The 25,484-nt window shown below is 47.0% G+C and carries 17 protein-coding genes and 3 pseudogenes; 8 read left to right on the top strand and 12 right to left on the bottom strand.

The annotated features are described in order from the left end of the window. Nucleotides 1–68 precede the first annotated feature (68 nt). Nucleotides 69–521, top strand: a complete 453-nt coding sequence (locus tag F7734_RS48980; protein WP_155751568.1) for a cytochrome C — start codon at nt 69–71, stop codon at nt 519–521. Nucleotides 522–724: 203 nt separating this feature from the next. On the opposite strand, the gene F7734_RS48985 is transcribed toward F7734_RS48980, so the two are convergent. Next, a complete protein-coding gene (locus F7734_RS48985) occupies nt 725–877 on the bottom strand; it encodes a hypothetical protein (RefSeq protein WP_155751569.1) in 153 nt (50 codons plus the stop codon). Nucleotides 878–1,488: 611 nt separating this feature from the next. Here F7734_RS48985 and F7734_RS65790 point away from each other — a divergent pair. The 5 genes and pseudogenes from F7734_RS65790 to F7734_RS49000 all read left to right on the top strand — a co-directional run bounded on the left by F7734_RS65790 (nt 1,489) and on the right by F7734_RS49000 (nt 13,430). Beyond that, nucleotides 1,489–1,689 (top strand): hypothetical protein, encoded by a 201-nt coding sequence (locus F7734_RS65790; protein WP_279239845.1) that lies wholly within the window; start codon nt 1,489–1,491, stop codon nt 1,687–1,689. Beyond that, a complete protein-coding gene (locus F7734_RS64590) occupies nt 1,616–1,789 on the top strand; it encodes a hypothetical protein (RefSeq protein ID WP_279239846.1) in 174 nt (57 codons plus the stop codon). Before F7734_RS65790 ends, F7734_RS64590 begins: the two co-directional genes overlap by 74 nt. Nucleotides 1,790–2,616: 827 nt before the next feature. Further along, complete coding sequence (locus tag F7734_RS48995; protein WP_155751570.1) at nt 2,617–2,763, top strand: hypothetical protein; 147 nt, start codon at nt 2,617–2,619, stop codon at nt 2,761–2,763. Between the two features lie 868 nt (nt 2,764–3,631). After that, nucleotides 3,632–3,800 (top strand): annotated as a pseudogene (locus tag F7734_RS66490) (hypothetical protein); the annotation flags it as partial. 9,462 nt (nt 3,801–13,262) lie between these two features. Beyond that, the gene (locus F7734_RS49000) at nt 13,263–13,430 is read left to right on the top strand and encodes a hypothetical protein (RefSeq protein WP_155751571.1); all 168 of its coding nucleotides are present in this window, start codon (nt 13,263–13,265) and stop codon (nt 13,428–13,430) included. Between the two features lie 920 nt (nt 13,431–14,350). On the opposite strand, the gene F7734_RS64595 is transcribed toward F7734_RS49000, so the two are convergent. The 3 genes and pseudogenes from F7734_RS64595 to F7734_RS64605 all read right to left on the bottom strand — a co-directional run bounded on the left by F7734_RS64595 (nt 14,351) and on the right by F7734_RS64605 (nt 14,802). After that, a complete protein-coding gene (locus F7734_RS64595) occupies nt 14,351–14,548 on the bottom strand; it encodes a hypothetical protein (RefSeq protein WP_347566416.1) in 198 nt (65 codons plus the stop codon). Further along, nucleotides 14,517–14,606, bottom strand: a pseudogene (locus F7734_RS64600) (hypothetical protein); the annotation flags it as partial. The pseudogene F7734_RS64600 and the gene F7734_RS64595, both read right to left, overlap by 32 nt. Nucleotides 14,607–14,655: 49 nt before the next feature. Next, on the bottom strand, nt 14,656–14,802 hold the full coding sequence (locus F7734_RS64605) for a hypothetical protein (RefSeq protein ID WP_243147496.1): 147 nt from the start codon (nt 14,800–14,802) through the stop codon (nt 14,656–14,658). A 416-nt stretch (nt 14,803–15,218) separates the two neighbouring features. Here F7734_RS64605 and F7734_RS64610 point away from each other — a divergent pair, with 416 nt between their 5' ends. Continuing rightward, nucleotides 15,219–15,386: a hypothetical protein gene (locus F7734_RS64610; protein WP_243147497.1), complete on the top strand. Its 168-nt coding sequence runs from the start codon at nt 15,219–15,221 to the stop codon at nt 15,384–15,386. A gap of 149 nt (nt 15,387–15,535) precedes the next feature. Here the strand turns inward: F7734_RS64610 and F7734_RS49015 are convergent, their stop codons facing one another. From F7734_RS49015 to surE, 5 genes and pseudogenes are all read right to left on the bottom strand, one after another. Next, nucleotides 15,536–15,856, bottom strand: coding sequence for a diheme cytochrome c (locus F7734_RS49015; RefSeq protein WP_243147498.1), 321 nt, complete (start codon nt 15,854–15,856; stop codon nt 15,536–15,538). Between the two features lie 282 nt (nt 15,857–16,138). Further along, nucleotides 16,139–17,065 (bottom strand): annotated as a pseudogene (locus F7734_RS49020) (MoxR family ATPase). Nucleotides 17,066–17,180: 115 nt separating this feature from the next. Next, nucleotides 17,181–18,194 carry a bifunctional riboflavin kinase/FAD synthetase gene (locus tag F7734_RS49025; RefSeq protein WP_347566417.1) on the bottom strand — a complete coding sequence of 338 codons (1,014 nt, stop codon included), beginning with the start codon at nt 18,192–18,194 and terminating at the stop codon, nt 17,181–17,183. A 229-nt stretch (nt 18,195–18,423) separates the two neighbouring features. Further along, nucleotides 18,424–19,320: an MBL fold metallo-hydrolase gene (locus F7734_RS49030; protein ID WP_155751573.1), complete on the bottom strand. Its 897-nt coding sequence runs from the start codon at nt 19,318–19,320 to the stop codon at nt 18,424–18,426. Between the two features lie 293 nt (nt 19,321–19,613). Continuing rightward, a complete protein-coding gene (surE, locus tag F7734_RS49035; protein WP_155751574.1) occupies nt 19,614–20,411 on the bottom strand; it encodes a 5'/3'-nucleotidase SurE in 798 nt (265 codons plus the stop codon). A 276-nt stretch (nt 20,412–20,687) separates the two neighbouring features. Between surE and pheS the strand changes: the two genes are divergently transcribed. Further along, nucleotides 20,688–21,680 carry a phenylalanine--tRNA ligase subunit alpha gene (pheS, locus tag F7734_RS49040; RefSeq protein WP_155751575.1) on the top strand — a complete coding sequence of 331 codons (993 nt, stop codon included), beginning with the start codon at nt 20,688–20,690 and terminating at the stop codon, nt 21,678–21,680. A 77-nt stretch (nt 21,681–21,757) separates the two neighbouring features. On the opposite strand, the gene F7734_RS49045 is transcribed toward pheS, so the two are convergent. From F7734_RS49045 to F7734_RS49055, 3 genes are all read right to left on the bottom strand, one after another. Then, nucleotides 21,758–23,200: an ATP-dependent DNA helicase RecQ gene (locus tag F7734_RS49045; protein ID WP_155751576.1), complete on the bottom strand. Its 1,443-nt coding sequence runs from the start codon at nt 23,198–23,200 to the stop codon at nt 21,758–21,760. Between the two features lie 292 nt (nt 23,201–23,492). Then, a complete protein-coding gene (locus F7734_RS49050; RefSeq protein WP_243147499.1) occupies nt 23,493–24,200 on the bottom strand; it encodes a pyridoxamine 5'-phosphate oxidase family protein in 708 nt (235 codons plus the stop codon). Between the two features lie 63 nt (nt 24,201–24,263). Beyond that, the gene (locus F7734_RS49055) at nt 24,264–24,740 is read right to left on the bottom strand and encodes a GNAT family N-acetyltransferase (RefSeq protein ID WP_155751577.1); all 477 of its coding nucleotides are present in this window, start codon (nt 24,738–24,740) and stop codon (nt 24,264–24,266) included. Nucleotides 24,741–25,484 lie beyond the last annotated feature (744 nt).

Raw genomic sequence — 25,484 nt, forward strand, 5'->3', positions numbered from 1 at the left:
GGACAAAAAAGAATCCCCAATGCCCAATGACAAATAGCTATTGACAAATGACAAATGACTATTGACAAATGACAAATAATCAAAAATTAAAGAGAAAGCCGCTTGGGTTCCTCTTAGTCATTCTGGCTTGGAGTTTGGCTATGGGTTGGCTTTTAGCTATGGCAACTCATGCCCAAGGCAAGCTTCCTACTTCTTCTGAAGTCGGCACTGTTGATGTCGTTCCTGCACAACAGCGACTTGGGCAGGAATTATATTTGGAAAATTGCTCGACTTGTCACATTGCTTTACCGCCTGCTGTTTTACCTACCCAAACTTGGAAAAATTTGTTGGAGGACTCACAACACTATGGAGTACAAATCAAACCATTAGTCGATCCGCCACGTATCCTAGTGTGGCGGTATCTTTCTGCTTTCTCTCGTCCCCAATTGCTAGAAGACGAACAAATACCCTATCGTGTTGGTAATTCCCGTTATTTTAGAGCTTTACACCCTCAAGTTAAGCTACCAAAGCCCGTTCAATAGGTACTTGGCTCACCTTGTCATCCATCCGCCTCAGACTTTAATTTCTCGTCATTTACAGGCCTGTGGGAATTAGGGGTAGGGATAGGGGGTAGGGCTAGGGAATGGAATTGGGCAACAAGGTGGACAAGGAGATAAGGGTAAATGCTCCAATTCCCAATCCCACCAGCCCCCAATCCCCGCATTTTGCCCTTAATAAGGAGGGGTTATTCGAGTTCGCCAATCCACGCAATCCAAATCCCAAATCCCAAATCCAAATCCAAATCCCAAATCCAAATCCAAACTCCCAAATCCCAAATCCCAAATCCCAAATCCCAAATCCCAATCCCAAATGCCCAAATCCCAAATCTCAAATCCAATCCCCTCCCCAGGGAGGCGGTAATCGCTACCCTCCTCAGTGGGCTTTAGGTGCTTCAACTGTAGCAAAATGTATATTGAAACAGTTTACATTTAGATAACAATTCACTTCCAATCTGTGGAAATCTGATTGCTGTTAAATGCTTTTTGAGCAAGTTTTTCAGCACTAACCCATCTCATACTAAGACTGTTCGGTTAAGGTTATAATTAATCCCAATCCTACGCTCCCGGCCCCTTAATTCGTTCAAATCTGCGATGCGGTAAACTTTGTTGGGGCCCAACCCCTTGGTCTCCTTAAAAAAAGATAACCAACCTAAAGATACACACATTAATCTTCTAGAGGAAGATCTTAGAGACTCGTGTGACAGCTTTATGGCCTGACGAGAGGAAGTAAGGTGATAGTTAGAAACAGCGCTCTTGCCAAAGGCGAAACCTCTTGATGACATCTTACCAGTAGCGTTGCTGTGGTTCGGGAAGCAGGCAGCTAGAGTGTTAGGGCTTGATCACTTTCATGGTCAATGAGTTGGGTGGTATTATTCTCCGCTCAGGCAATGGCCGAGGTGAAGCTGGTGAGGGCAAAACTCTAGTTGCAACAATTACCATGTTGGTTTAAATGCTCTTACAGGGAAGGGCCGTTCACGTAATCACGGTGAACGGTTACTTAGCCCGTCGTGGGTGCGGAATCGGATGGGACAGTACATCGTTTCTTGGGATTGAGGTGGGGGCTGATTCAGCAAACGATGACGCCAACTCGAAAGCAGAAGAAGTCCGATTGCGATATCACTTATGGCACCAACAGAGAGGTGGGTTTTGACTACCTGCGGGATATCGGCGATGATCCGCTGGGCGGACGTGGTCAGCGCCCAGTTACAAGTACTGTTTGGTCGACTAAGCCGGATTTATTGGGGATGTGAGTAGGACTTCCGCTGGTAGATCGCGTCGCAATTCGAAAGAGAAGCGCACAAGAACCTCTCGAGACTCCCACTGATCGCCCGGACCTCCACACACTGAAAAAAGAGGGGAGCATTCGGTATGAACGCAGGCCGCGTGAAGCGACGTGAGAGAAATAGTTCGCTCGAGAGCCACCGAGCAAGGACGGTCATAGAGGTGTGTGTGCGGAACTGCGGCGACGAGGCAGCTTAGCCGCGCTCGCCGAGTGAATGCGCAGACCTGTGCAGTCTTGAAAGGTTACACATAAGACAGCTCACGTGGTCCATTGCTGGGCGATCATAACCAACTCAGTTGTGGTATTAACGAAGCCAGCTAGACAACGACTGTCTTTCTCACGAGATAGGGACTGTAACCGAAGTTATTCGTCACGCTCCTGCCAATACACGGGAGTTGTTGACGCATAGGGGAGGAATTTACGGGTCGGGGCCTGTCCGGCACGGGGTACGCCGCCCGGGGAGTACGATGGACTGCACCAAGCAATTGAGCAAAAGAACACATGCACAAACCGGTGTGTTTAGAGAGGAAGACGAGACAACTCTTCAAGTGTCCTCCTAGCCACAGGAGAGTTAGGCGATTCGCCACGAACGGCCTGGAGTTTTTATTGTGCCGTTTTGAGCCCTTCTCTGAGTTCAGTTTGCTCAGGCGCGATGGAGGGGTGCCTATGACCCGAAGAGACGGTGTTTGAAAAAATTTTATAAGCTGGTTGTCGAAGCGCGGTTCGATACCCACCGTATGACGAGACAGCGGCCTGAGCTAAGCGAAGAAGCGCCGTACAGCAGATTTGCCCGATATGGTGTTTAAGACTGAAGCAGTGTTAAATGGAAGCGATCGCACGAAGTATAGGGTGCCGAATCGCATCACAAGAGCGCAAGTATCGGAGACCACCTGGTCAGGTTTCTACGCTTGCGTTGGGACTCATCCGCAACGCTACAAATAGATAGTCCCGAGCGCACGCTAAGTCTAGAAGACAAATGGAGATTCCCCCGACACCTCTGCTGAACCTTCAGCGGCCGCCAGCCGCGCGCGATAGACGTGGAGGGCCAAGCAGAAATTGTCGAAAACCAAAGGCGGGCACGATAAAGGGTGCCGCAGTACTTGCGGCGACTAAAATGGCGCGTGGTGGTGAGCCATACTATGCTGATTTGCTTGGGTGAACAGCCTCTACCGCTAGACATGTAGATTTGGCACGTGCGTGCTAAGATACCGATCAGTGAGAATGTCACATGCGTACTGGCCACTGTGTTCATACCAGTTGTGTTTGTGTGACGACCTTTTTTTGTGGCGCGCTAGGCGCGTTCGACGGCGCCGTGCAGGCAGCGCGGCGTTCAGTGAGATGTACCCATGCGTGCTGGGTGAGGCACGGCTACGCTCACCCTGGTGAAAAAGTGCAGAACGTTTGGGGACTGTTAGGGCTCACCGTGTTCGTATCAGCTTGGTTCGGCGTCATGCCCCAACGTGTCTCGACCAGCCCGGCGAGAGCCTAGCGGGTCGCGGGGCCCCAACCCCAGAACTTCGGACATCGCCAGCCTCTCGCTGCAGCCAGGAGTCAGGGAAGAATGGCGCTTGAAAAGAATGCCATGGGTCAACTTCTGTTCATGTGTGAGAGAGTACGGGGAATATAGTTTATCACAAATGGAAAGCTGAAGAAAAGTCGTGTAGCCGCAGAAAAAGCACCAACTGACCGACCGTGTGATTCCAAAAATTACGGAAGCTTACAACGCGAGTTAAGCACGAGTACGAAGAGTTCACCCAAAATGACACGAAGAAGTAGTACAACAGGGTGGTTTAACATGTCACGGTACAGAACGTCACGAATCGCGCGGAATTGACAACCAGTTGCGCCGTGCGGGGAACGAGACCGGCCCAGACAACAACTTGCCGGTTCCACAAGATCTTCCTCGTTTAGAAGATAGACTTACTACGGATTTTTGTGGCGAGGTTCTCCGGGCCGCGTGCACGTTGAGAACCATTTAACGTAGACGAAGGATATGCCTATTGAGGTCCGGCAGGCACTGACCACCGTAGTTTGGAGAGAGTGCTCAGAAAAAAGGCGTGTGCAAACTTTCACTTCACTACGGTGCACTGATCCCGGGACAGCGCGGGTCCTCTCGCATGATTGACCGCGCAAGAACTGGATGACAAACGCCACAGGCGGGAAACGTGGCACTGTTTATAGACCGAACGTCGCTGGTGTCTTTCGGAGGACATCAGATTCTCGAGGAAGAGACAGAGGTGATTAAGGTACGAGCTGGTGCGGGCTCGGAACCGCATCAGACTCCGCGTGACTATGCGACCGCTCACTACATCACCCCGCGCCCACGATTTGCCACCCTGGAGAAGGTGACACATTTGGGACACAGAGATTGGTAGAAAAGTCAAAGAATTTGTTTATCTGCTAGCAGATTTACGAAGTCAAGTCAGCTAGAAGATATGTCAATGACTGAGATTAAGCGTTCTTGCACGAGCAAGTGAGAATTGCTACGATCTGAAAGAAGCTCAGATTGACAAATTCAGCCCGATTGATGCGTCAAGCAGAAAGATTCTTTATTTTTTGCAGAGAAATCGCGAGCTCGGTTTGGCGCCGACACAACTCAACGGTGTCGCAAGTCGGAGATGACCTTTCGTACTCGCGGTCCGAATCCGTAGGGCATATTGGGCGACACGGGAGTGGACAGAAGAAGCGTTGCCCCGTTGATTGTGAGCTACAAGAGTGGAAGAGAGTTCTGTTAGTTTAGATAGCATGGTTAACATCGCCGACGATGTACGTCGGCTATGTGAAAGCGTCCTACCTATTCATGTTCCAACCACGAACCTCCTGGAGTTGCTATGATGCAGAGACATCTTCCGAGAGATTGCGTTGTAGGAGTCACCTGCCGTCCCCACCACGACACCCCTCGGCTTCCCCCCCCGCACGCTCACCTCACCCCCTTCGTTCCCAGCCTCCAGGCTGCGCATATTCGTTTCTTTGTATTAGGGAGATAGGGTACCTCTTGCACCAAAGTTTCCATTCCCAGTCCATGGGTTTCCGCGCGCCCCTGATTATTCGTAACTGGATATAAATCCACAACGTATGCTCGTCATCCCACTCTGAGACCTTTCTCCACGCATTTATATAAAGACGGGAGTGTGGGTAGAACGAGTGCCGAGTCGTTCGACCCGGTTCAAAAAGTTGTCTCACTCGCGCAAGCACGCAGTGCCTCTAAAGCAGGTGTTTTCTTCTTCCATACTCTCCGCATATGTCGGGTGCCTGGATCACCGAGGGCGCGCTTCACTGGCCTTTTTTGAGCATTCCAAATTAACCGCAGATATTTTCAGGAGTAAGTGTTCAAATGAGTAAGGTGGTTACATCGAAGGAGCCCCACGCAGAAATTTTACAGGAACCAAATGGGGCAAGTCACCGTGGTATCCAAAACGTGCTTGACAAATTTAATCGATCAAGTTTTGTCGTAGCTCAGCAGTTTTGTAAGTTTCACTGAAGAAGTTGTGTCTTTATGATTAGCGATAGAATGTTTTTGAGAGTGCCGGCGCAGCGGTGAGTTGGACCTGACACACTTCTCGGTACCCACTGCCATTATTAATCAACGCGTTTAGTTCAGTCTGGCGAGCGAATGTAGAGACCAGCAGCCGGAAATAAAGCTTGGGACGGGATTTTTCGAGCTGTTGACCTCTGTATTGGAGGACGCGGGTGCGAGGGGATTTTGATGTTGTCTGGTTAGAGCAGGAGCACCGCGGGGGCGCCTTAGCCCTGCACCTCATGGTGGTGGACACCAAGAGGTGATCTAGACTCTTGGGCCTCGACAGAACCAGATTTAAAAATCGTAAGTTGCGGGTATTACCTAGATGAATTCCGAGCAAGACGGGCTTCTCATGCTTAGCTTTCACTCTCCGGTTTAATAGTGATATGAAGTCATAGATTGCATGTAGTAAGAGCCTCGGGCTGTTCTGAGACCGTTGGCACTCTGAGAAAGGCCAGAACACGGCCAGCGACTTCTCTCTACATGGAGGTAGGGTCTATGAGATGCCCTGAACGTAAAATCAATACACTTATTCCCTTCATCCGAGTGAAGATTTGATTAATATTTGGATATTCAAAGCGTGCCAACTCGGTCTTTCCGGAGTCGTTGTCGATCGTAAAGCGCTCGGCGACCATAGATAGGGAGTTGGCGGATTTGGTATAAATTAAAGCGTATCAAAGGGTGGCCCAGTATCGGCAGGCGCCCTCGGGAGACGTGGAGCAGCTCGGACTCTTGGGATTTAAAGATTCTATAAAGGCGTTCCTCTGGATGTATTTGGTACTCGGCTCGTGTGTGCGCCAATACCCGTGCGCTCAGTCGAACTCAAACAGATCCGAACTTTTCAAACTAGAAAGATACTCGCGTAGCATTCCTAAAGATTTGTAAAGCCGGCGCTTTCCATACTGCAGAGCTCGACGGTGCTTCAACATCTCCCCCCGGCAGGGAGAATCTTGGGTTATACTAGGCCGCGGACCTTCAATTGTGAGAGACAGCGCGGGTGTCTCGTGGATTGTCCTCTGCTCTTGTATTATGACACTCTTCGCGGACTTCCCTATGAGAAGGGTTAACGCTAATCACGCTTAGTGGTTTGGGCACTTGAGACTCTATGTACAACTTCCGAACTCGAGTAGCGCGTGTTTGAAGCGAGGCGGGTCGCAGGGCTTTTTGTGTGATGAGTTCCTTTTTCGTATTGAATATGGATCACGCGAATTTCGGCAAAAACTCACGGCTCACCTGCGCTCTACCTGACAGCGGGAATCTTCATCCTGTTGTTTGTCTACAGCCGGCTCTTTTCCGATTCCGCCCTTGTACACTCTTTAGGCCGCGGCAATTGTTGGTGTTCAGTTTCGCGGCGAACATAGTAGCTACTTCAGTTCTGAGCTAGGTTAGGGGGACCTTTTGCTCGCCCAAAATAAGGGATTCTCTAGATATGGTTCATCCCCGAAATGGTGAAGTGAAATTAGACAATGACCGACATAATAGCGTTTCCCTTGTACTCTCTCTTAGAAAATAGACGAGCGCTGGCCACAGTGAGTGATAATAATAAAATTCAAATTGACACCAAGAGCAAGCAACAAATGGCGCAACGTAGAATCACTTAGTCAGAGCCAAGCCAGGTGGCGGGCACAATGAATGTGGGATCTGTAAGCCCGAGTGAATCGGAAACCAGAATTTGGGGGTCTAGACCCTAGTGTGTTAGTCCGCTTATCGGTGCACCCGTCGGCGGCTGCCGGTGGTCACCAGACATGGCAAATGCCAGATCCAGAGGCTTAGAGCAAGTAATTTCGGCGCATGTCGAGGATATGGCTATCGTGTCAGGAGTAGGCAATCGCGAAGCTTTACAAGGAGCACTCGACGGGAGCTGCATTGGCGCCACAAAACGATGACGTCTGTGGTCTGCCCGGCGAACACCTATGGGAGCCATCCCCGCGAAGTATTACGAGGTTGGCCACCAAGAACGAAAACCCTCAGCATGCGCGCTGAGTCTTCGGTAGGGACGAAGATTCGGGGCTTGACCGCACTCGCAGGCCAGACTGACTAGTTCACGCGCGCTCAGAACTCGACGCTCTCACGCCCCGGCAGTATGGTCTTACCCAAGGCAGCTCTCAGATCTCGCGCAACTGCTGTTTCTACTGTGTACCGCCTGGGTGTGTTTTGAGTACTGAGACAGAGCAACGAGCGATACTGGAGACCGCTTCGAGACAACTCACGTCATGCAAAAAATGTCTTAGACAATGAACCTGCTTCTTTGGACGTTGAAGAGCACTGCATAAGAGAACCCGAGAATCCTTCTACTCCAAGATGTTTATCTTTTAGCCATACATCAGCAATCGCATGGAAAAGTTCCGACAGATGGTAGACCAATCGGCCGACGCCTCCAAACAAGAGAGGAGAAATTGCCTATTGTTGCGAATATGTACTTACGAACAGGTAGAATGGCCTAATGTTCGCCCATATGCATGACCTGGAATGGACAGGAGCAATTTAATTCATCTAACTTCCTCTTTCCATACACACAAGAACTTTTTCTCGCATAGAGACACAGGAGACCTCTGCTTAACTATGTACACGGCACGATATAGATTTGGGAGGGCGCGGATATTCATCATGATGGGAAGACTGACGGCCTAAAAAAAATCTTTTTCACTCGCAATAGCGGTAGTATGTACCACAGTGTCGAGAGCCCTGTACTGCGCGGTTGTAGCGGATCCTCGTCAGTATGAGTCACCTGCTCACACGACGAATCACCACGTGAGGGTCAGACTGAAGAGGATCACTACAGCAGCGCTGTAAAGGGCTAAGACTCTGTGGTACATACTACCGCTATTGCGAGTGAAAAAGATTTTGCGTTTAGGTCGTCAGTCTTCCAATCATGATGAATAAGCGCGCCCTCCAATATCTAAGTTTTGTGTGCCATAGTTAAGCAGTGGAATATGTGCCGCTTTGAAGAAATGAGATCTTGTGTGTATGGAAAGAAGTCAAGCTTATGTGAAATTGCTGTGTTCATTGTAGGTTATGCAGAAGGGCGAACATCAGCCCATTCTACATGATCGTAAGAACAGCCGGCGCATCCGCAACTACACCGCAACTGCTCCTCTCACGTTTGTAGGCTTCGGCCGATTGGTCAACGATATTGTCGGAACTTTTCCATGCGATTGCTGATGTATGGCTAACAGATAGACATCTTGGAGGAGAAGGATTTTCGTAGTTCTCGGTAGGAAGTGCGCAACAACGTCCAAAGAAGCAGGTTCATTGTCTAAGACATGTTTTGCATGGCGTGAGATATCTTCGGTCTGCAGTATCGCTCTCTTGCTCTGTCTCAGTAGTCAAAAGCGTGCCAGGCGGTACAAGAGAGAAAACAGCAGTTGCTAAGATCTGAGAGCGGACTTGGGTAAGATATACAGCCTGGTGTGAGAGCGTCGAAGAACGTGCGTGAGCTAGTCAGTCTTGCCTGCTTGCGATCGAGACCCGAGCTCACGTCCCTACCGAAGACTCAGCGCGTTGCTGAGTGTTTTCGTTCTTGGAGGCAAACGGTAATACTTCGCGGGGATTCTCCCATAGGTTTTCTCCGGGCAGTCCACAGACGTCAGGCGTTCGTGGCGCCAGGGCATTCGCGTCGAGTGCTCCTTGTAAAGCTTCGTAGATTGCCAAACCGTTGAGACGATAGAATATCCTTGACATGCGCAGAAATGCATGCGCCGCATCTCATCTGGCACGGTGCCATGTCTGGTGAAAGCGGAATACGCCGAAGTTGCAGGATAATGGACTAACGCACGAGGGTCTAAACCCCCAAAAGCTGGTTTCCAATTCAATCGGGCTCACAGATCCCACATTCATTGTGCCCGCGGGATGGGCTCTCAACTAAGTGAGTGTACGTTGCGTCATGCGTTGCTTGCTCCTGGTGTCAATTTGAATTTTATTATTAGGTGGCCGGCGCGCGTCTATTTTCTGAGAAAGAGTGCGCAAGTAAAACTTATTATGAGGGTCATTGGTAACTAGACTTCACCATTTCGGGGATGAACCATATCTAGAGAATCCCTTATTTTGGGCGAGCAAACTGGTAGTACAATATCCTAACACGGAACTGAACCCTAGCGACTATATAAAGGCGGCGTTGAAACTGAACACCAATGAAATTGCTTGTTAGTAGGGCCTCCGGAGTGTACCAGGTACGGAATCGGAAAAGAGCCACCTGTAGACAAACAGCAGGACGGTGGTTCAAACGCCATCAGGCCCAGAGCGCAGGTGAGGTGTGAGCTGATGCCGAAATGAGAAGCGTGATCCATATTGAATGCGAGATGGAACTCATAACACAAAAATAACTGCGACTTTCGCCTCGCTTCAAACATGCGCTAGTCGCGTACGGAAGTTGTACATAGAGTCTCAAGTGTTCTAGTAGATTATGTGTGATTGTGCGTTAACGTGGGGCTCAAAGGCCAACTCCACGCAGAGTGTCAAAATACAAGAGTAAAGAGGCCGCCCCCCGCCCCCCCCGGGCTGCGCCCGCGCGGGCGTGCGGGCCCCGCGGCCCAAATAACCCAAAATTCGCCCTGCCGGGGGGTGATGTTTAAGCGTGCGTCGACCTGCGTAGTCTGGCGCGTCGGTTTTTTGCAGCCTTTTGGAATGCGGCTCGAAATCTTACTAGCTTGAAAAGTTCATGATCTGTTTGAGTTCGAATTAGAACACGGGTCTTGGCTACACGCGGGCCGCTACCAAATACAGCCAGAGGATCGCTGTTTATAGAATTTATTGAATTAAGAACCGTGCTGCTCCACGTCTCCCTGGTCGCCTGCCGACCAGAGCCGCTGATATTTCATACGCTTTAGGTTCATACCAAATCCGCCAACTCCCTATGTTACGCACGCCGAGCGCTTCCAGGGATCGACAACGCCTTCGGACGGACCGAGTTGCTACACGCTTTGAATCGCCAAATATTAATCTAATCTTAACTCTGATGAAGGGAATTAGTGTATTGACTATACTTTCAGGGCAGGCGCATAGACCCTGCGTCCATCTAGAGAGAAGGCGCGGGCCGTGTTCTGGGATTTCGGCAAAGTGACAGGGTCTAACGAGATGCGCCTGGGCTATGGACTACATGTAAGCTATGACTTCCATCGTCTGTTCAATGGAAAAAAAGCTAAGCATGAGAAAGTTTTGCTCGGAATTCAATAGGTCCTATACCCGCAACTTACGATTTTTAAATCTGGTTCTGTCCATGCCCAAGAATCTAGTTCACCATTGGTGTCCACAGCACACGTGCAGGGCTAAGGCGCTCTGCGTACTTCAGATCTAACCAGACAATTCAAAATCCCCTCGCACAGCGTCCTCTGAATACAGAGGTCAACAGCTCGAAAAATCCCGTCCGGGCTTTATTTCCGGCTGCTTGTCTCAATATTCGCTCGCCAGACTGAACTAAACGCGTTGATTATTCATGGCAGTGGGTACCGAGCAGTTTGTCTTGTCTAACTCACCGTTGCTCCGTACTCTCAAACCCATATATCGCTAGATAACAGAGGCGAACTTCTTCAAAGAAACTTACAATACTGCTCGCTACGCCAAAACTTGATCGATTAGATTTGTCAAGCACGTTGTGGATGGCAGGGTGACTTGCCCCATTTGTTTCCTGTAAAATTTGGCGTGACTTTTAGACCAACCACTTTACTCATTTGCACACTTACTCCTGAAAGTATCTGCGGACTAATTTGGAATGGCAAAAAAGAATAGTGAAGCGCCACTCGGTGATTGGCACTACAGGTGCGGAGAGTATGGAAGAAGAAAACACCTGCTGTAGAGGAACAGCAATTGGTGCGAAGTGAGACAACTTGTTGAACCGGAACGAACGACTCTCACAGTTAACCCACACTGTCGGATTTATATAGCATGCCTGGAGACAGGTCGCAGAGTGGTATTCGAGGTACGTTGTAGAGTTCATCCCGGTATGAATAAGCAGGAGTCGCGGAATTCCCATGGACTGGGAATGGACCATAATGCAAGCTACCGTATAACGGCTAGACCAAGCGACGAATATGCTCTTCGCCTGGGGGCTGGGAACGTAGGGGGTGAGGAGAGCACTGAGGGGGGGGAAGATCGAGGGGTGAACGTATTGGGGACGGCAGGTGACTCCTACAACGCAATCTCTCGGAAGATGTCTCTGCATCATGTGAGGTCCATTGAGGCTAGTGGATGGAAGATGGATAGGCAGGACGCTAGGTGGCATCGCGGACGTACATCGGCGGCGATGTTAACCATGCTATCTATACTAACAGAACTCGCTTCAACTCATGTAACTGCAATCAACGGGACAACTCTTCTTCTGTCCACACCCGTGTCGAGCAGTATTCACTATGGAGGGCCCTCGCGTTCTAGAGGTCATCTGACGTCTTGCGACATCGTTTCTTGTGTCGGCTCCAAAGGTGAACTCGCGATTTCTCTCCAAAAACGGAACGACTCTTTCTGCTTGACGCATCAATCGGGCTGAATTTGTCAATCTGAGCTTCTTTCAGATCGTAGCAATTCTCCCTTGCTCGTGCAAGAACGCTTAATCTCAGTCAATGACATATGTTCCAGCTGTCCGACAGTCGTAATTCTGCTAGCACATAAACAAATTCTTTGACTTTTCTACCAAGCTCCACCCAAATCATCAGCTTCTCTTAGGGTGGCTGATTCGCGGACGTTGTGGCGATGTAGGGAGCGCCCGCGTAGTAGACGCGGGGACGGATGCGGTTCCGAGTGCGCTCCAGCTCGTAATTAATCACCTGTGTGTAATGTCGAGAAGCTGATGTCCTCCTAAAGACACCAGCGACGTTCCGACTATAAATACTGCCACACTCGTCCCGCCTGTGGCGTCTGTCATACAGTTCTTGCGCGGTCAATCACCGCAAGAGCACCCGTGTTGGCCCGAGAACATTGTCCGTAGTGAAGTGAAAGTTTGCACACGTCTTTTTGCTGAGCACCACTCTCCAAACTACGGTGCTCAGCATGCTGATGCGAGTAAGAGGCATATACTTCGTCTACGTTAATTGGTGCTCGGCGTGCACTCGAAAAATCGGAAAACCTCGCCACAAAAATCCGTCGGTAAGTCTATCTTCTAAACGAGGAAGATCTGGTGGAACCGGCGAGTTGTAGTGGGTCGTGTATCGTTCCCTGCACGGCGCAACTGGTTGTCAAGCCGCGCGCGATTCGTGACGTTCTGTACCGTGACGCGTCAAAACCACCCGGGTTGTACTACTTCTCCAGCGTGTCATTTTGTGTGAACTCTTCGTACTCGTGCTTAACTCGTTTTGTAAGCTTCCGTATTTTTTTGTAATCTGTGTGTCACGGTCGTTCAATTGGTGCTTTTTCTGCGGTTACACGACTTTTCTTCAGCTTGATTCTGATAAACTACGTTCGCCGTACTCTCTCACACATGAACTAAGTTGACCCATTGCATTCTTTCCTAGCGCCAATCTTATGGTGGGCTGCAGTTCTCGCAATGTCAAAGTTCTGGAGTTGGGACACTAGACCTGCTAGGCGCTAGAGGGGCTTTCGCACACGGTGTGTTGACGTCGTCCTGGCAGGATACGAACACGGAAAGCCTTACCCCGCCCCAACCGTTGGATCCACTTGAGTCAGCAGGACAGAGCATAACAGTGCCTCACCCAGCACGCATGGGTATATCTCAATGAACGCCGCGCTGCCTGCACGGCGTGTCAAACGCGCCTAGCGCGCCACAAAAATAGGTTTTCACTCAGTTTATCTCAGTATGTACAAAGTGGCCACTATCATGTGAGGATTCGCGTTGTTCGGTACCTTATAACGCACGTAATAAATCGAGAATATCCATCGGTAGCCTGGTCACTGCGAATGAGCATTGTATGGCAGAAAATCACGCAATTAGAGTCGCCGCAAGGCCTAGGCACTCTGCTCTCGTGGCCGCCTTTGGTTGACGACAATTTCTGATTGGCAACTTCTATCGCGCCCAGCTGGCGGTCGCTGGCGGTTCTCTGAGGTGTCGGGCGAGTCCCCATTTGTCGCTCAAGACTTAGCGCCGGACGGGACTATCTACAGTAGCATTGCCATCTCTAACAACGCTCGCGTAGTTCCGGACTAGAACTGGTCTCCGATACTTGCGCTGTTGCATTTCTCGGCACAGTATACTTCGTGCGAACGCTTCCATTTACCATTGCTTCAGTCTTAAACACCATATCCGGCAAAGATGCTGTACGGCGCTTCTTCGCTTAGCTTCCGCTGACTCGTCATACGGTGATATAGAACCGCGCTTCGAAAACCAGTTTATAAAATTTTTTCAAACTCCGTCTTCGCCGGTCTTAGGCACCCCTCGTCGCGCCTGGGCCCTGGAGTCAGATTATGGGCTGACAACGGCTCAAGAAGGCGGCAGGTTTCGTGGCGAATGAGCCTAACTTTGTGTGGCTAGGAGGACAGTTGTGAGTTCTCTCGTGCCTGAAATGGTTTGAGCATCGTTCTTTTGCTCAATTGCTTGGTGCAGTCCATAGTACTCGCCGAACGGCGTACCCCGTGCAAGACAGGCCCCGACCCGTAAATTCCTCCCCGACGCGTCAACAACTCCCGTCCATTGTCAGTCGTGACGAATAACGCGGTTACAGTCGCTATCACGTGCATAGACAGTCGTTTTTTGTGTGGCTTCGTTAATACCATTGGAACAGAGAAGGTTGCTGAGGCCGGCAATGGACCTCTTTCGCTGGTTATGAAAGAAGAATAACAGTTCTGCGAATTCTTCGTCGAGCACGGCTTGCTGCCTCGTCGCTTTCGGCACACACGCCTCTCCGACATCCTTGCAACGGAACTACGAGCGGCTGTGGCAGACGTCGCTTCGTCGGGGCCTACGTTCACATGGAATGCTGCGTCTTTTTTCAGTGTGTGGAGAATTTCGGGCGCTCCTTGCGTGTTATCGAGACTGTTCTTGTGCGCTTGGTCTTTCGACTTGCCCGAGATAATGAGCGGTGTCCTGCTTGCATCCCAAATAAATCTACTTCGTCAATCACACAGTAGTTAAACGGGGCGCTGACCACATCCGCCCGGAGTCGCCATGTTATCCCGCAGGTAGTCAAAACCCACCTCACTGTTGGTGCCATAAGTGATATCGCAATCGTAATTCTTCTGCTTTCGCGTTGGCGTCATCGTTTGCTGAATCAGCCCCCACCTCAATCCCAAGAAACGATGTACTGTCCCATACGATTCCGCGTCCACGACGGGCTAAGTAATCGTTCACCGTGATTACGTGAACGGCCTTTACCTGTAAGAGCATTTAAATTAACTTGGTAATTGTTGCAACTAGAGTTTTGCCCTCACCAGCTTCATCTCGGCAATTGCCTGAGTGGAGAATAATACCACCCAACTAATTGACCATGCAAGTGAGCATGCCCTAACACTCTGGCTGCCTGCTTCCCGAACCACAGCAACGCTTCTGGTAAGATGTCATCAAGAGTTTTCGCCTTTGGCAAGAGCGCTGTTTAAAACTATCACCCCACTTCCTCTCGTCTTGCTTTAAAGCTGTCACACGAGGCTTTAATATCTTCCTCTAGAAGATTAATGTGTAAAACTTAAGGTTGGTTATTTTTTTTTAAGTTTACGAAGCGTTTGGGCCCCAACAAAGTTTACCGCATGGCAGATTTGAACGAATTAAGGGGCCGGGAGCGAAGGATTGGGATTAATTATAACCTTAACCGAACAGTCTTAGTTTGAGATGGGTTAGTCCTGAAAAACTTGCTCAAAAAGCATTTAACAGCAATCAGATTTCCACTGATTGGATTTGAATTGTTATCTAAATGTAAACTGTTTCAATATACATTTTGCTAGAGTTGAAGCACCAAAAGCCCACTGAGGAGGGTAGCGATTACCGCCTCCTTGGGGAGTAGGATTGGATTTGGGATTTGGGATTTGGGAATTTGGGATTGGGATTTGGGATTTGGGATTTGGGATTTGGGATTTGGGAATTTGGATTTGGATTTGGGATTTGGATTTGGATTTGGGATTTGGGATTTGGATGGCGTGGATTGGCGAACTCGATTTAACGCCTCCTTATTAAGGGCAAAATTTGGGGATTGGGGGTTGGTGGGATTGGGAATTGGAGCATTTACCCTTATCTCCTTGTCCACCTTGTTGCCCAATTCCGCTTCCCTAGCCCTACCCCCTATCCCTACCCCTAATTCCCACATGCCTGTAAATGACGATAAATTAAAGTCTGAGGCGGATGGATGACAAGGTGAGCCAAGTACCTATTGAACGGGCTTTGTAGCTAACTTGAGGGTGTAAAGCTCTAAAATAACGGGAATTACCACACGCACATAGGGTATTTGTTCGTCTTCTAGCAATTGGGGACGGAGAGAAAGCAGAAAGATACCGCCACACTAGGATACGTGGCGGATCGAGTAATGGTCGTTTGATTTTGTACATAGTACGTGGGTTGTGCGTCTCCAACAAATTTTTCCAATGTTTGGGAGGTAAAACAGCCGGCGGTAAAGCAAGTGACAATTGTGAGTGACACAATTTTTCCATATATCAGTTTTTCCATGCGACAATCTCCGCTGTGTTGTGTGCGCAGGAACGACATCACCGTGCCGACTCAGAAGAAGTAGGAAGCTTGCTTGGGCATGAGTTGCCATAGCTAAAAACCAACGCCATAGCCAAACTCCAAGCCAGAATGACTAAGAGGAACCCAAGCGGCTTTTTTCTTTAATTTTTGATTATTTGTCATTTGCAATATATTTTCATTTGTCAATAGCTATTTGTCATTGGGCATTGGGGATTCTTTTTTTGTCCCACCCCACCCCTAACCCCCTAAATAGGGACAGAAACGCAAATAATCGTTTCCATCACGGTTTTTTGCCCTGCGTCTCCCCTCCTTCCACTAGGTATATTGCGATGGCAAAGAAGCATAAAGGTGCTAAGAATTAAGGTTAACGGGATCAATCGGGAATGGCGTAGTCTCTCCCTAGTAAAAAACTAGGCTTGCGTTGCTCGTTGTAAGGCAACAGTACCGCGAGGACTAACACCTAGTGTAATTTCTTCATCGTGTCGTGTTGCTCGCACTAATTCAAGAATATACTGTTGTAGCGAAGTATTTACCTTGACTTTTGAACAGATTTGTTGTATTGATTGGACTTCTGCTAAAGAGATACACGGTTGTAAATCAGCAACGTTGACTCCATCTTGATGGCGTTGCAACATCTGAAGTTCTTCTGCTTCAGTAGGATAGCCGAGACTCAGGGACAGCATGAATCGATCCATCTGTGCCTCAGGTAGGGGAAAAGTACCTTGATATTCAATTGGGTTCTGAGTTGCAATGACGAAAAATGGCATGGGAACGTGACGAGAAACTCCATCCACCGTGACTTGATGTTCTTCCATCACCTCTAGCAAAGCTGATTGGGTACGAGGTGTGGCACGATTGATTTCGTCTGTTAGTAAGACATTAGCAAATACCGGACCCGGAAGAAAAGTAAATTCACCGCTTTTTGGATTCCAGATGTTAGTACCCGTAATATCAGTTGGAAGTAGATCGGGAGTACACTGTAATCTTTGAAACTTCGCATCAATGGAACGAGCTAAAGATTTGGCGAGGAGGGTTTTGCCTACCCCAGGGACATCTTCCAATAAAGCATGACCACCTGCTAGCAGAGCAACTAGTACTAGACGTATTGGTTCAGCTTTACCAACAATCGCTAGTGCCAAGTTTTGTGTTAAAGCGTCAATTTTTTGTCTCATATAGAAATTAGGGAATTGTTAGTAGTTAGTAGTTAGTGGTTGGTAGTTAGTGGAACAATTAACCACTAACCACTAACCAATAACCCATTACAGTATTCCCACCCATCACTGAGAACTAACCAGCCAAAAATGCTCTTGCCGCAATGCAGTCTTGTTGAATTTGTTGTTTTAGGGCTTCCAATGAAGAAAATTTTTTCTCAGGTCGTAAAAATTGTTCTAGCTGTACTGCTAGTTTTTTACCGTACAGATCGCCAGACCAATCAAATAAATGGATTTCTACGGATTGATACGTACCATTTACTGTTGGACGGTTACCTATATTCATCACGCCTAAGTAACTATCTTCTGGTGTGTTCAGTGTCTCACTGAGGGTGAAAACATGAACAGCGTATACCCCAAAACTTGGCAAAAATTTATCTTTTGGTAATTGTAGGTTGGCAGTGGGAAAACCAATTGTTCTACCAAGTTGTTGACCTCTGATGACATGACCTATTAGGGTATAAGGTCTTCCTAATAGTTTATTTGCTTGACGAATATCACCATTTTGCAGGACTTGACGAATAAGTGAAGTGCTAATGCGAGTCTGCCGATTGGAATCGCTGGCATCACTGTTGTCTGTCTTTTCAGAAGATGCACAAGTTTCTAGAGGAACAATGGTGACGGGAATATCAAACTTGGCGGCAATGATTTGCAAATCCTTGGCAGTCCCACTACGATTTGAGCCAAAACAAAAATCTTGCCCGACGCTAATCCGTTTGGCTTGTAATTGTTGGATGAGAATTTTTTCTACAAACTGTTCGGGAGTTAACGCAGACAATTCCTTATCAAAGGGTAGCAGTACTAATTGTTCTACCCCAAGCGATCGCAACTGAAAAATTTTTTCATCCAACGGTGTCAACCAAGTGCGGGCGAGACCCGTGAAAAATTCCTGAGGATGGGGATTAAAGGTAACCACCGTTGAGTAGGCGTGTGAGGATGCCGTGACATCAGGCAATATGGGTTGAATAACCCGTTGGTGACCGCGATGTACGCCGTCAAATTTGCCCAGTGCAACACACGTTGGTGTTAGAGCCAGTTCGGTTGAAGAAGTAACCCACACAGAAAACCCATTTTGAGACAGATTTAGCACGTCGATTCTGGGATTTTTTTAGGAATGTTTAAGCTATCAGCGATGTAGCTATCGGATATCAACTTAATTATAATTGTCGGCTGATGACTGATGGCTAACGGCAAACCGCTTGCAGTTGGCGGTTGAGCGTTTTTTGCTGAACAGCTGTTTGCAAAACGTGTGCGGAAAGCGCACACGCTTCTAATCACCAATCTAATCCAAAATCCTCCTTTGCTCCCTTAGTACACCTCTAAACAAAGAATTTCCTAACAGGAAAAGATTCTGATAAGGTAATAGGTACGGGAATCTGAAGTACCATGCCCTCACGTGCCATCACAGCCCCCGGATATTTCTCTGCTGCTTCTTGAGCGACACGATCGAGAAATTCATCATCATGAGAGGGGTCGTGATGATAGATGACTAAAGTTTTGACATTAGCAGCTTGGGCTACTTTCACAGCTTCCTGCCAAGTAGAGTGCCCCCAACCAATTTTAGGTCTGGTTAGAGAATGGTATTCTTCATCAGTATAAGTAGAATCATAGATGAGGATATCAGCATCACGAGCCAACTTCAGAACATTTTCATCTATTCTGTCAGGATAATGTTCGGTGTCAGTCACGTAAACAGCCGATCTTCCACGCCAGTTCACCCTGTATCCTACAGCTTCACCAGGATGGTTGAGAGGGGAAGTCTCCACAGTAATATCATTAATGTGTATTGCGTGCCCCGGTATCACATCACGAAAATTCAGATTCGCTTGCATGATTTGCAAGGGAACCGGAAAATTTGGATGCAGCATCTGGTCATTCAGACGTTGTTCTATGGTAGAGCCATCGGGAGCGATCGCACCATAGATATGAAACGTGTTTCCCATAATAAACCCAGGGCTAAAGAAGGGAAACCCTTGCATATGGTCCCAGTGGGAGTGGGTGAAGAAAATATGCGCTTCCACCGGCATTTTGGACAATAAAGATTGTCCTAAAACGTGTAAACCCGTGCCTCCATCAAAAATTAAGCGTTTGCCGCCCACTTGCATCTCAACGCAAGGGGTATTACCGCCATAACGAACGGTATTAGGTCCCGGACAGGGGATACTGCCGCGAACGCCCCAAAAATAAACGGAAAATAAATTCTCTATCCTAGACATGAGTTTTACTTGCTGGACTGAGTGGGCGATCAATACAAAAAATTTTTACTTTAATTAATAAGTTTATGCTGTCTTAAGGCTTTTTCTAGAGAAGAGACTTCTTGGGAAGACAGCACACCCTGCTAACACATTGTTTTTGTTTTTAGGAATGAAAAAACTTTTTAGCTTAATTTTCAGATCTTCAAATATTTATCTATGGTTTATCCTCAAAATCGACTCCTCACTTTATAACCTAAATTCTACCGAGTTGCATTTCGGCAACTAAATGGAGTTTTCCGTATATTCAATAAACTTTACGGAAATTTAAATTCCCACTTAGATAACTCACTAAGACCTCGTGCATAGGTAAGATTGTATTGCAAAGGTGTTATACTGATATAGTTTTCACGGATAACGCGAACATCAATAGGTATATTCTGAGAAACATTCAAACCGATGGGTGGTTCAACGTCCTCCAAAACTTCACCAGTTAACCAATAATAAGTTTTCCCACGAGGATCGACCCGCTTATCAAAAACATCGACATAACGTCGCACGCCTTGACGGGTAAGCTTCACGCCGGCAATCTCTTCCCATTTGACAGGAGGAATATTGACATTAAGTAACATCAACTCCGGCAGGGGGTTTTTCTCAATTTGCCCTACTAAAATTTTGGCAAAGTCAGCAGAGGGTTGAAAATCCAGACTATTGCGGCTACCAAGACTGAAGGCGATACTGGGAATACCCTCAATTAAGCCTTCCATTGCTGCAGACACAGTACCAGAGTAGAGAATTTCAGTTCCCAAATTGGCACCATGATTAATGCCAGAAAGAACTAAGTCGGGTGGTGATTCCAGCAAAGCCCACAGAGCCAATTTAACACAGTCAGAAGGAGTCCCATCACAAGCCCAAGCCCTGACAGTTGGATGAAAGAGAGATTCCACGATTTCGGCGCGGATCGGCTGGTGTAGCGTTAACCCATGTCCGGTAGCGGAACGTTCCCGATCCGGGCAAACTACATTTACATCGTGACCTGCTTCCGCTAAGGTGTTGGCAAGAGTACGAATACCTAGAGATGAAATACCATCATCATTACTAATTAGTAGTTTCATGGTTAGTGGTTAGTTGTTAGTGGTTAGTTGTTAGTGGTGTAGAAGAGGCGTCTCGCCTGTCATCTTTAGTGGTTACTGGTCACTGATTAAGCAAGAATCTCATATAATAGTTTAGTCCTGGGTGCTAGAAAACAACAGTTTGGCTTTGACTGCTGTCTTTGCTCGTGGATGCCATACTAACGTCATTCGTTCTTTGCAAATAACTTTTGACCAATGACAAATGACCAATGACAAATGACCAATGACAAATGACCAATGACAAATGACAAATAACAAATGACTAACAATTTAGAAGCTCAACTTTTAGCACTGCAAGAGGAAGGAGAAAAGGCAATCGCTGCCGCCGATACACTAGAACGCCTTGAGGAACTAAGAGTCAGCTACCTGGGTAAGAAAGGTCAGCTAGGGGCGCTGTTGAGAAGTATGGGTCAACTGAGTGCAGAAGAAAGACCAAAAATTGGGGCGATCGCAAACACGGTAAAAGATGCCCTACAAGCGAGTCTAGACCAGCAACTCGCAGCCTTAGAAAAAGCTCAAATTCAAGCGCAGCTAGATGCTGAAACTCTCGACGTGACAATGCCAGGAATCTACCGTCCTCTAGGTCGCGTCCATCCGCTGAATGGGATAATTGATAGAGCGATAGACATCTTTGTGGGTATGGGTTACACAGTAGCCAACGGTTTGGAGATGGAAACAGACTACTACAACTTTGAAGCGCTCAATACTCCACCCGATCACCCAGCCCGCGATATGCAGGATACATTCTATTTGCCTGATGGAAATCTCCTGCGGACTCATACCTCCTCAGTACAAATTCATTACATGGAAACCGAGGAACCACCCATTCGAGTTATTGCTCCCGGACGTGTTTACCGGAGAGATAATGTCGATGCAACTCACTCAGCCGTTTTCCATCAGATAGAACTTTTAGCAGTCGATGAAGGATTAACCTTTACCGACCTTAAAGGAACTGTAAAAGTATTTTTACAAGAAATGTTTGGAGACGTGGAAATTCGCTTCCGCGCCAGCTATTTTCCCTTCACAGAACCTTCTGCAGAAGTTGATTTGCAATGGAATGGTCGCTGGTTGGAAGTCATGGGCTGCGGAATGGTCGATCCGAATGTACTTAAAGCTGTTGGCTACGATCCAGAAGTTTATACTGGCTTTGCTGCGGGTTTTGGGGTAGAACGTTTTGCCATGGTACTCCATCAAATTGATGATATTCGCCGCGTCTACGCTAGCGACTTACGTTTCTTAAAGCAATTTTAATTATTTGCTAATGGCTAATGGCTAATGGCTAATGGTAACGTGTAATGAACTATTAGCAATTAGCAATTAGCCATTAGCTATTTACAACAATTATCACAATGTCCGCAACGCCAGTTGGCTTCTTGGTTAAAACCAAAAGCGTTCAATAAGAATCCCCAACGGCATTGCCTAGAGAGAAGATACTGGTTCATCTGCTTGGTCGCACCTGATTGTGTGATGGGTGAAGTTTTTGTACCGGGAAGAACTGTATAATGGAATGGGTCAATCCACTTGAGTTGACCGTTACCGTGCAGTAAAGAAAGTGCGATCGCAGCTTCGGGAAATTGTCGTGTGATTGTCGCCACTTCACCAGTAGAAGGCAATTTTTTCATCAGTTGCTGTGCAGAGTTTTGAAGCGATCGCAATTTCTGCTCAAAAAACTTTTGTCTTTGTTTGTCTTCCGGATCTAACCATCCCGTAGGTTCACTTATCAAAGTCAGCGCTACGGCTGGTTTACCATCCCTTCCCGCACGTCCAATTTCCTGCACGTACTCTGATAGCAGTAAGGGTGAGTGAAAGTGAATGACCCAACGCACATCAGACTTATTGATACCCATACCAAAAGCAGACGTACAAACCACAAACGATACTTTTCCACTCAGCCATTTTGCTTCTACAGCGCGACGTTCTTCTGCACCCAGCCCTGCATGATAGCTAGTGGTAGAGTAACCCATCTGTTGCAGCCATGCAGCTAAATCTTCACTATCTTGCCTTGTCCGAACGTAAATCAACCCACTTTGTTGTGTTTTATCTTTCAGAAACTTCAAAATCTGTTGCTTTCTCCCTCTAGGCGTCCAAGCTATGCGAACAGAGGGGTTAATATTGGGACGGTAAGGATTAACGCAAAAAACTGTTGGTTCGTGTAATTGTAAGACTTGTTGAATTGTTGCTTTGGCGGTGGGGTCAGCAGTAGCAGTGAAAGCAGCGATCGCGATCGTTGTTCCCACTGGTTTAGATTTAAGGAGTGCAAATCTGACGGCTTCCAATCTTCGATAAGCAGGTCTAAAAGTATCTCCCCACTGCACCAAACAATGTGCCTCATCTAAAATCAGGGCATTAATGGTCAGTTCAGGTTTACACAATCTTTCCCATACAGCTGGACTGAGTAAAGTTTCTGGTGATAGGTAAAGCAACCGCAACTGTTGTTTTTCCACAGCTTGCAAAGTCTTGCGTTTTTCAAACGATGGCAATTCACCATGTAAAAGAGCAGCTGCTAAGTTACGTTCTCGTAATTCCTGTACTTGATTTTCCATCAGCGCTACTAAAGGGGAAATTACGAGCGTGAGTCCAGTTTGTAATAATGCTGGTAACTGAAAACAAATAGATTTCCCCCCACCTGTAGGCATGATAATCAGTGCATCTTTTTTAGCCAACAAACTTTGAATAATTTCTCCCTGCGGGGGGCGGAAGTCTTCATAACCCCAAATTTTTTGAAATGCAGCGCGGACTTCATGCCATGAGGTTGTCGCAGGGTGATTCATAAGTAGCCCCGTAATAGAAAGTAATTAAATACACTTTCTGCTACTGAAAGACTGAGTCCGGAAGTTTATTTATGTTATGTACAAAAATTACCCCCCTCTGTCCCCCCGATGCCTCGGGAGGATGAAAGGGGGGTGTACCTCATTAGCCTGAGAAAGGCTATAATGACTTTATAATTTACCGAAATATGCCAATTGCGTATCGGTTAGATGATACGCAATTTGTGTCAATTATTGAGGCTTCTACTTAGGTGTTACGTAACTGATTTCAGAAACAGCGCGTCTACAAATGTAGCTATCTTGTGTATTTTTGCACATAACTTGGTAAAGACACTTCGATATCCAAATGTGGGTCTGGAACTGCATCTCCTGTAACTAGTTTTAAAGGCAAAACACCAGCCCAAACTGGTAAAGCATAATCAGCTTCATCATCTTTTGGTGGTCCTGTCCGCACCTTAGCAGACGCTTCTGTTATAGGTAAGTAAAGCACTAAAGTCCCGTCTAATTCCTGACGATTAGGCTGCCGTACTTCTGCCCATCGTTCCGGTACAATATGCTCTGTAAAAGCTTTCAATGCTTCTAACTTCTGTTGTCTATCTTGTACTAGAGTCGCCGTACCAAATATGACGACAGAACGGTAATTCATAGAGTGGTGAAATGCAGATCGTGCTAGAACTAACCCATCTAGTAAAGTCACTGTGACACACACTTCCACACCATGAATTAAAGAACGAAGCATACGACTTGCAGGGGAACCATGGATATAAAGTTTGTCTCCAACTCGACCGTAAGCAGTTGGAATAACATAGGGTTGATTATCGACAACAAACCCTACGTGGCAAACTAATCCTTCATCTAAAATTTCATGGATTACCTGAGATTCGTAATGACCGCGTTGCGGTACCCGCTTAATTTGATTGCGTTTTGTAACAGTCAACTGTTCGCGCTCGCCCTTGGCGCAAGCATTACCCGGCTTATCGCTATGATTATTTAACGTCGTCATAAATGTATGTTCCAATTACCAAAAAACGAAGTAGTGTGGACAGTACCGACTTTTCTAAAAAATTTACAAATCTAATTGCATGGCATTACTGCTGGAAAAACCAAGACTTTCATAAACTGGTTTTCCTAATGGAGAAGCGTTGAGAAGTACCCGCGTACAACCAATCTCTTTCAAATGAGTTACCGCCTGAGTTGTCAGTTGCTTGGCAATTCCTTGTCTGCGATATGAAGGTTCAACATAAACGCCCCAAATATATCCATATTTGCGGTGTTGTTGCTTGATAATGTTTGGGTAAAGACCGCTATAAAGTTGACAACTGGTAGAACCAACAACTGCACCTTCAATCTCTGCTACAAAAGCTTTATAGGATAACTCTTGACGTGCTTGCTCTACAAACTCAAGGGTAATATTTAACCAATCGGGAGCGATCGCATCCTCTGGAACCCCCAGATCTAACCACATTCTATAAAAATGCTTGGCAATGAGGAAGTCTTCTGATACAGTCGCTTCTTTAATAATGATTTGTTGTTCGATCGGCATAAAGAAGTATGAAGGATAAAGTTAAAAGTTTTCATCCTTTATCCTTCATACTTTTTCTAAGTGGTCTTTAACAAGAGCCACTTTTGTCGTTTTATATAAGTCCACTTCCTAATGTCTCCTACTGATGCGGCGAAGCGGTCTATCTTAATTTGAGTCTTAGAGGTTGTTTGAAAAGTGGTTGGTTGTCATTTTAATCACATTATTACCCCCCTTAGTCCCCCCGATGGATTGGGGGAAATAAGAGAAATCCGGTTCCCTCCCCTTTACAAGAAGCTACGGTGGTGTACACAAGTCATATTTACCCCCCTTAATCCCCCCTTATAAAGGCTATACATTAGTCACATCTTTCTTTACAATCTTGAAACCCTTGCCTACAATCCATTCTGGACGCTGAGATTTTCACCAGACTTGACAAAATAGCATTTATTATTCTCGCAAAAATTCTATTTTTATTGAGAATGAACAACGAACGAATCAGGGTTAGAAAAAACGTGAGTGATTACTCTCGTAAATGTTGAGAAAGATCCGGGTAATGGATAGCTTTATAAGGGGGGATTAAGGGGGGTAATAATGTGATGAAAATCACAGTCAATCACTTTTAAAACATCCTCTAAAACTTGTACCTGTAATGTATTGGTGTTAATTAGGTCAACAAATGTCTGTAAATGTTGGGTTTCGTTCCTCAACCCAACCTACTACCACATCCACCTTAAAATGTTGGGTTGAGGCTGCAGGGGGGCAGGG

Source organism: Scytonema sp. UIC 10036 (assembly GCF_009725235.1).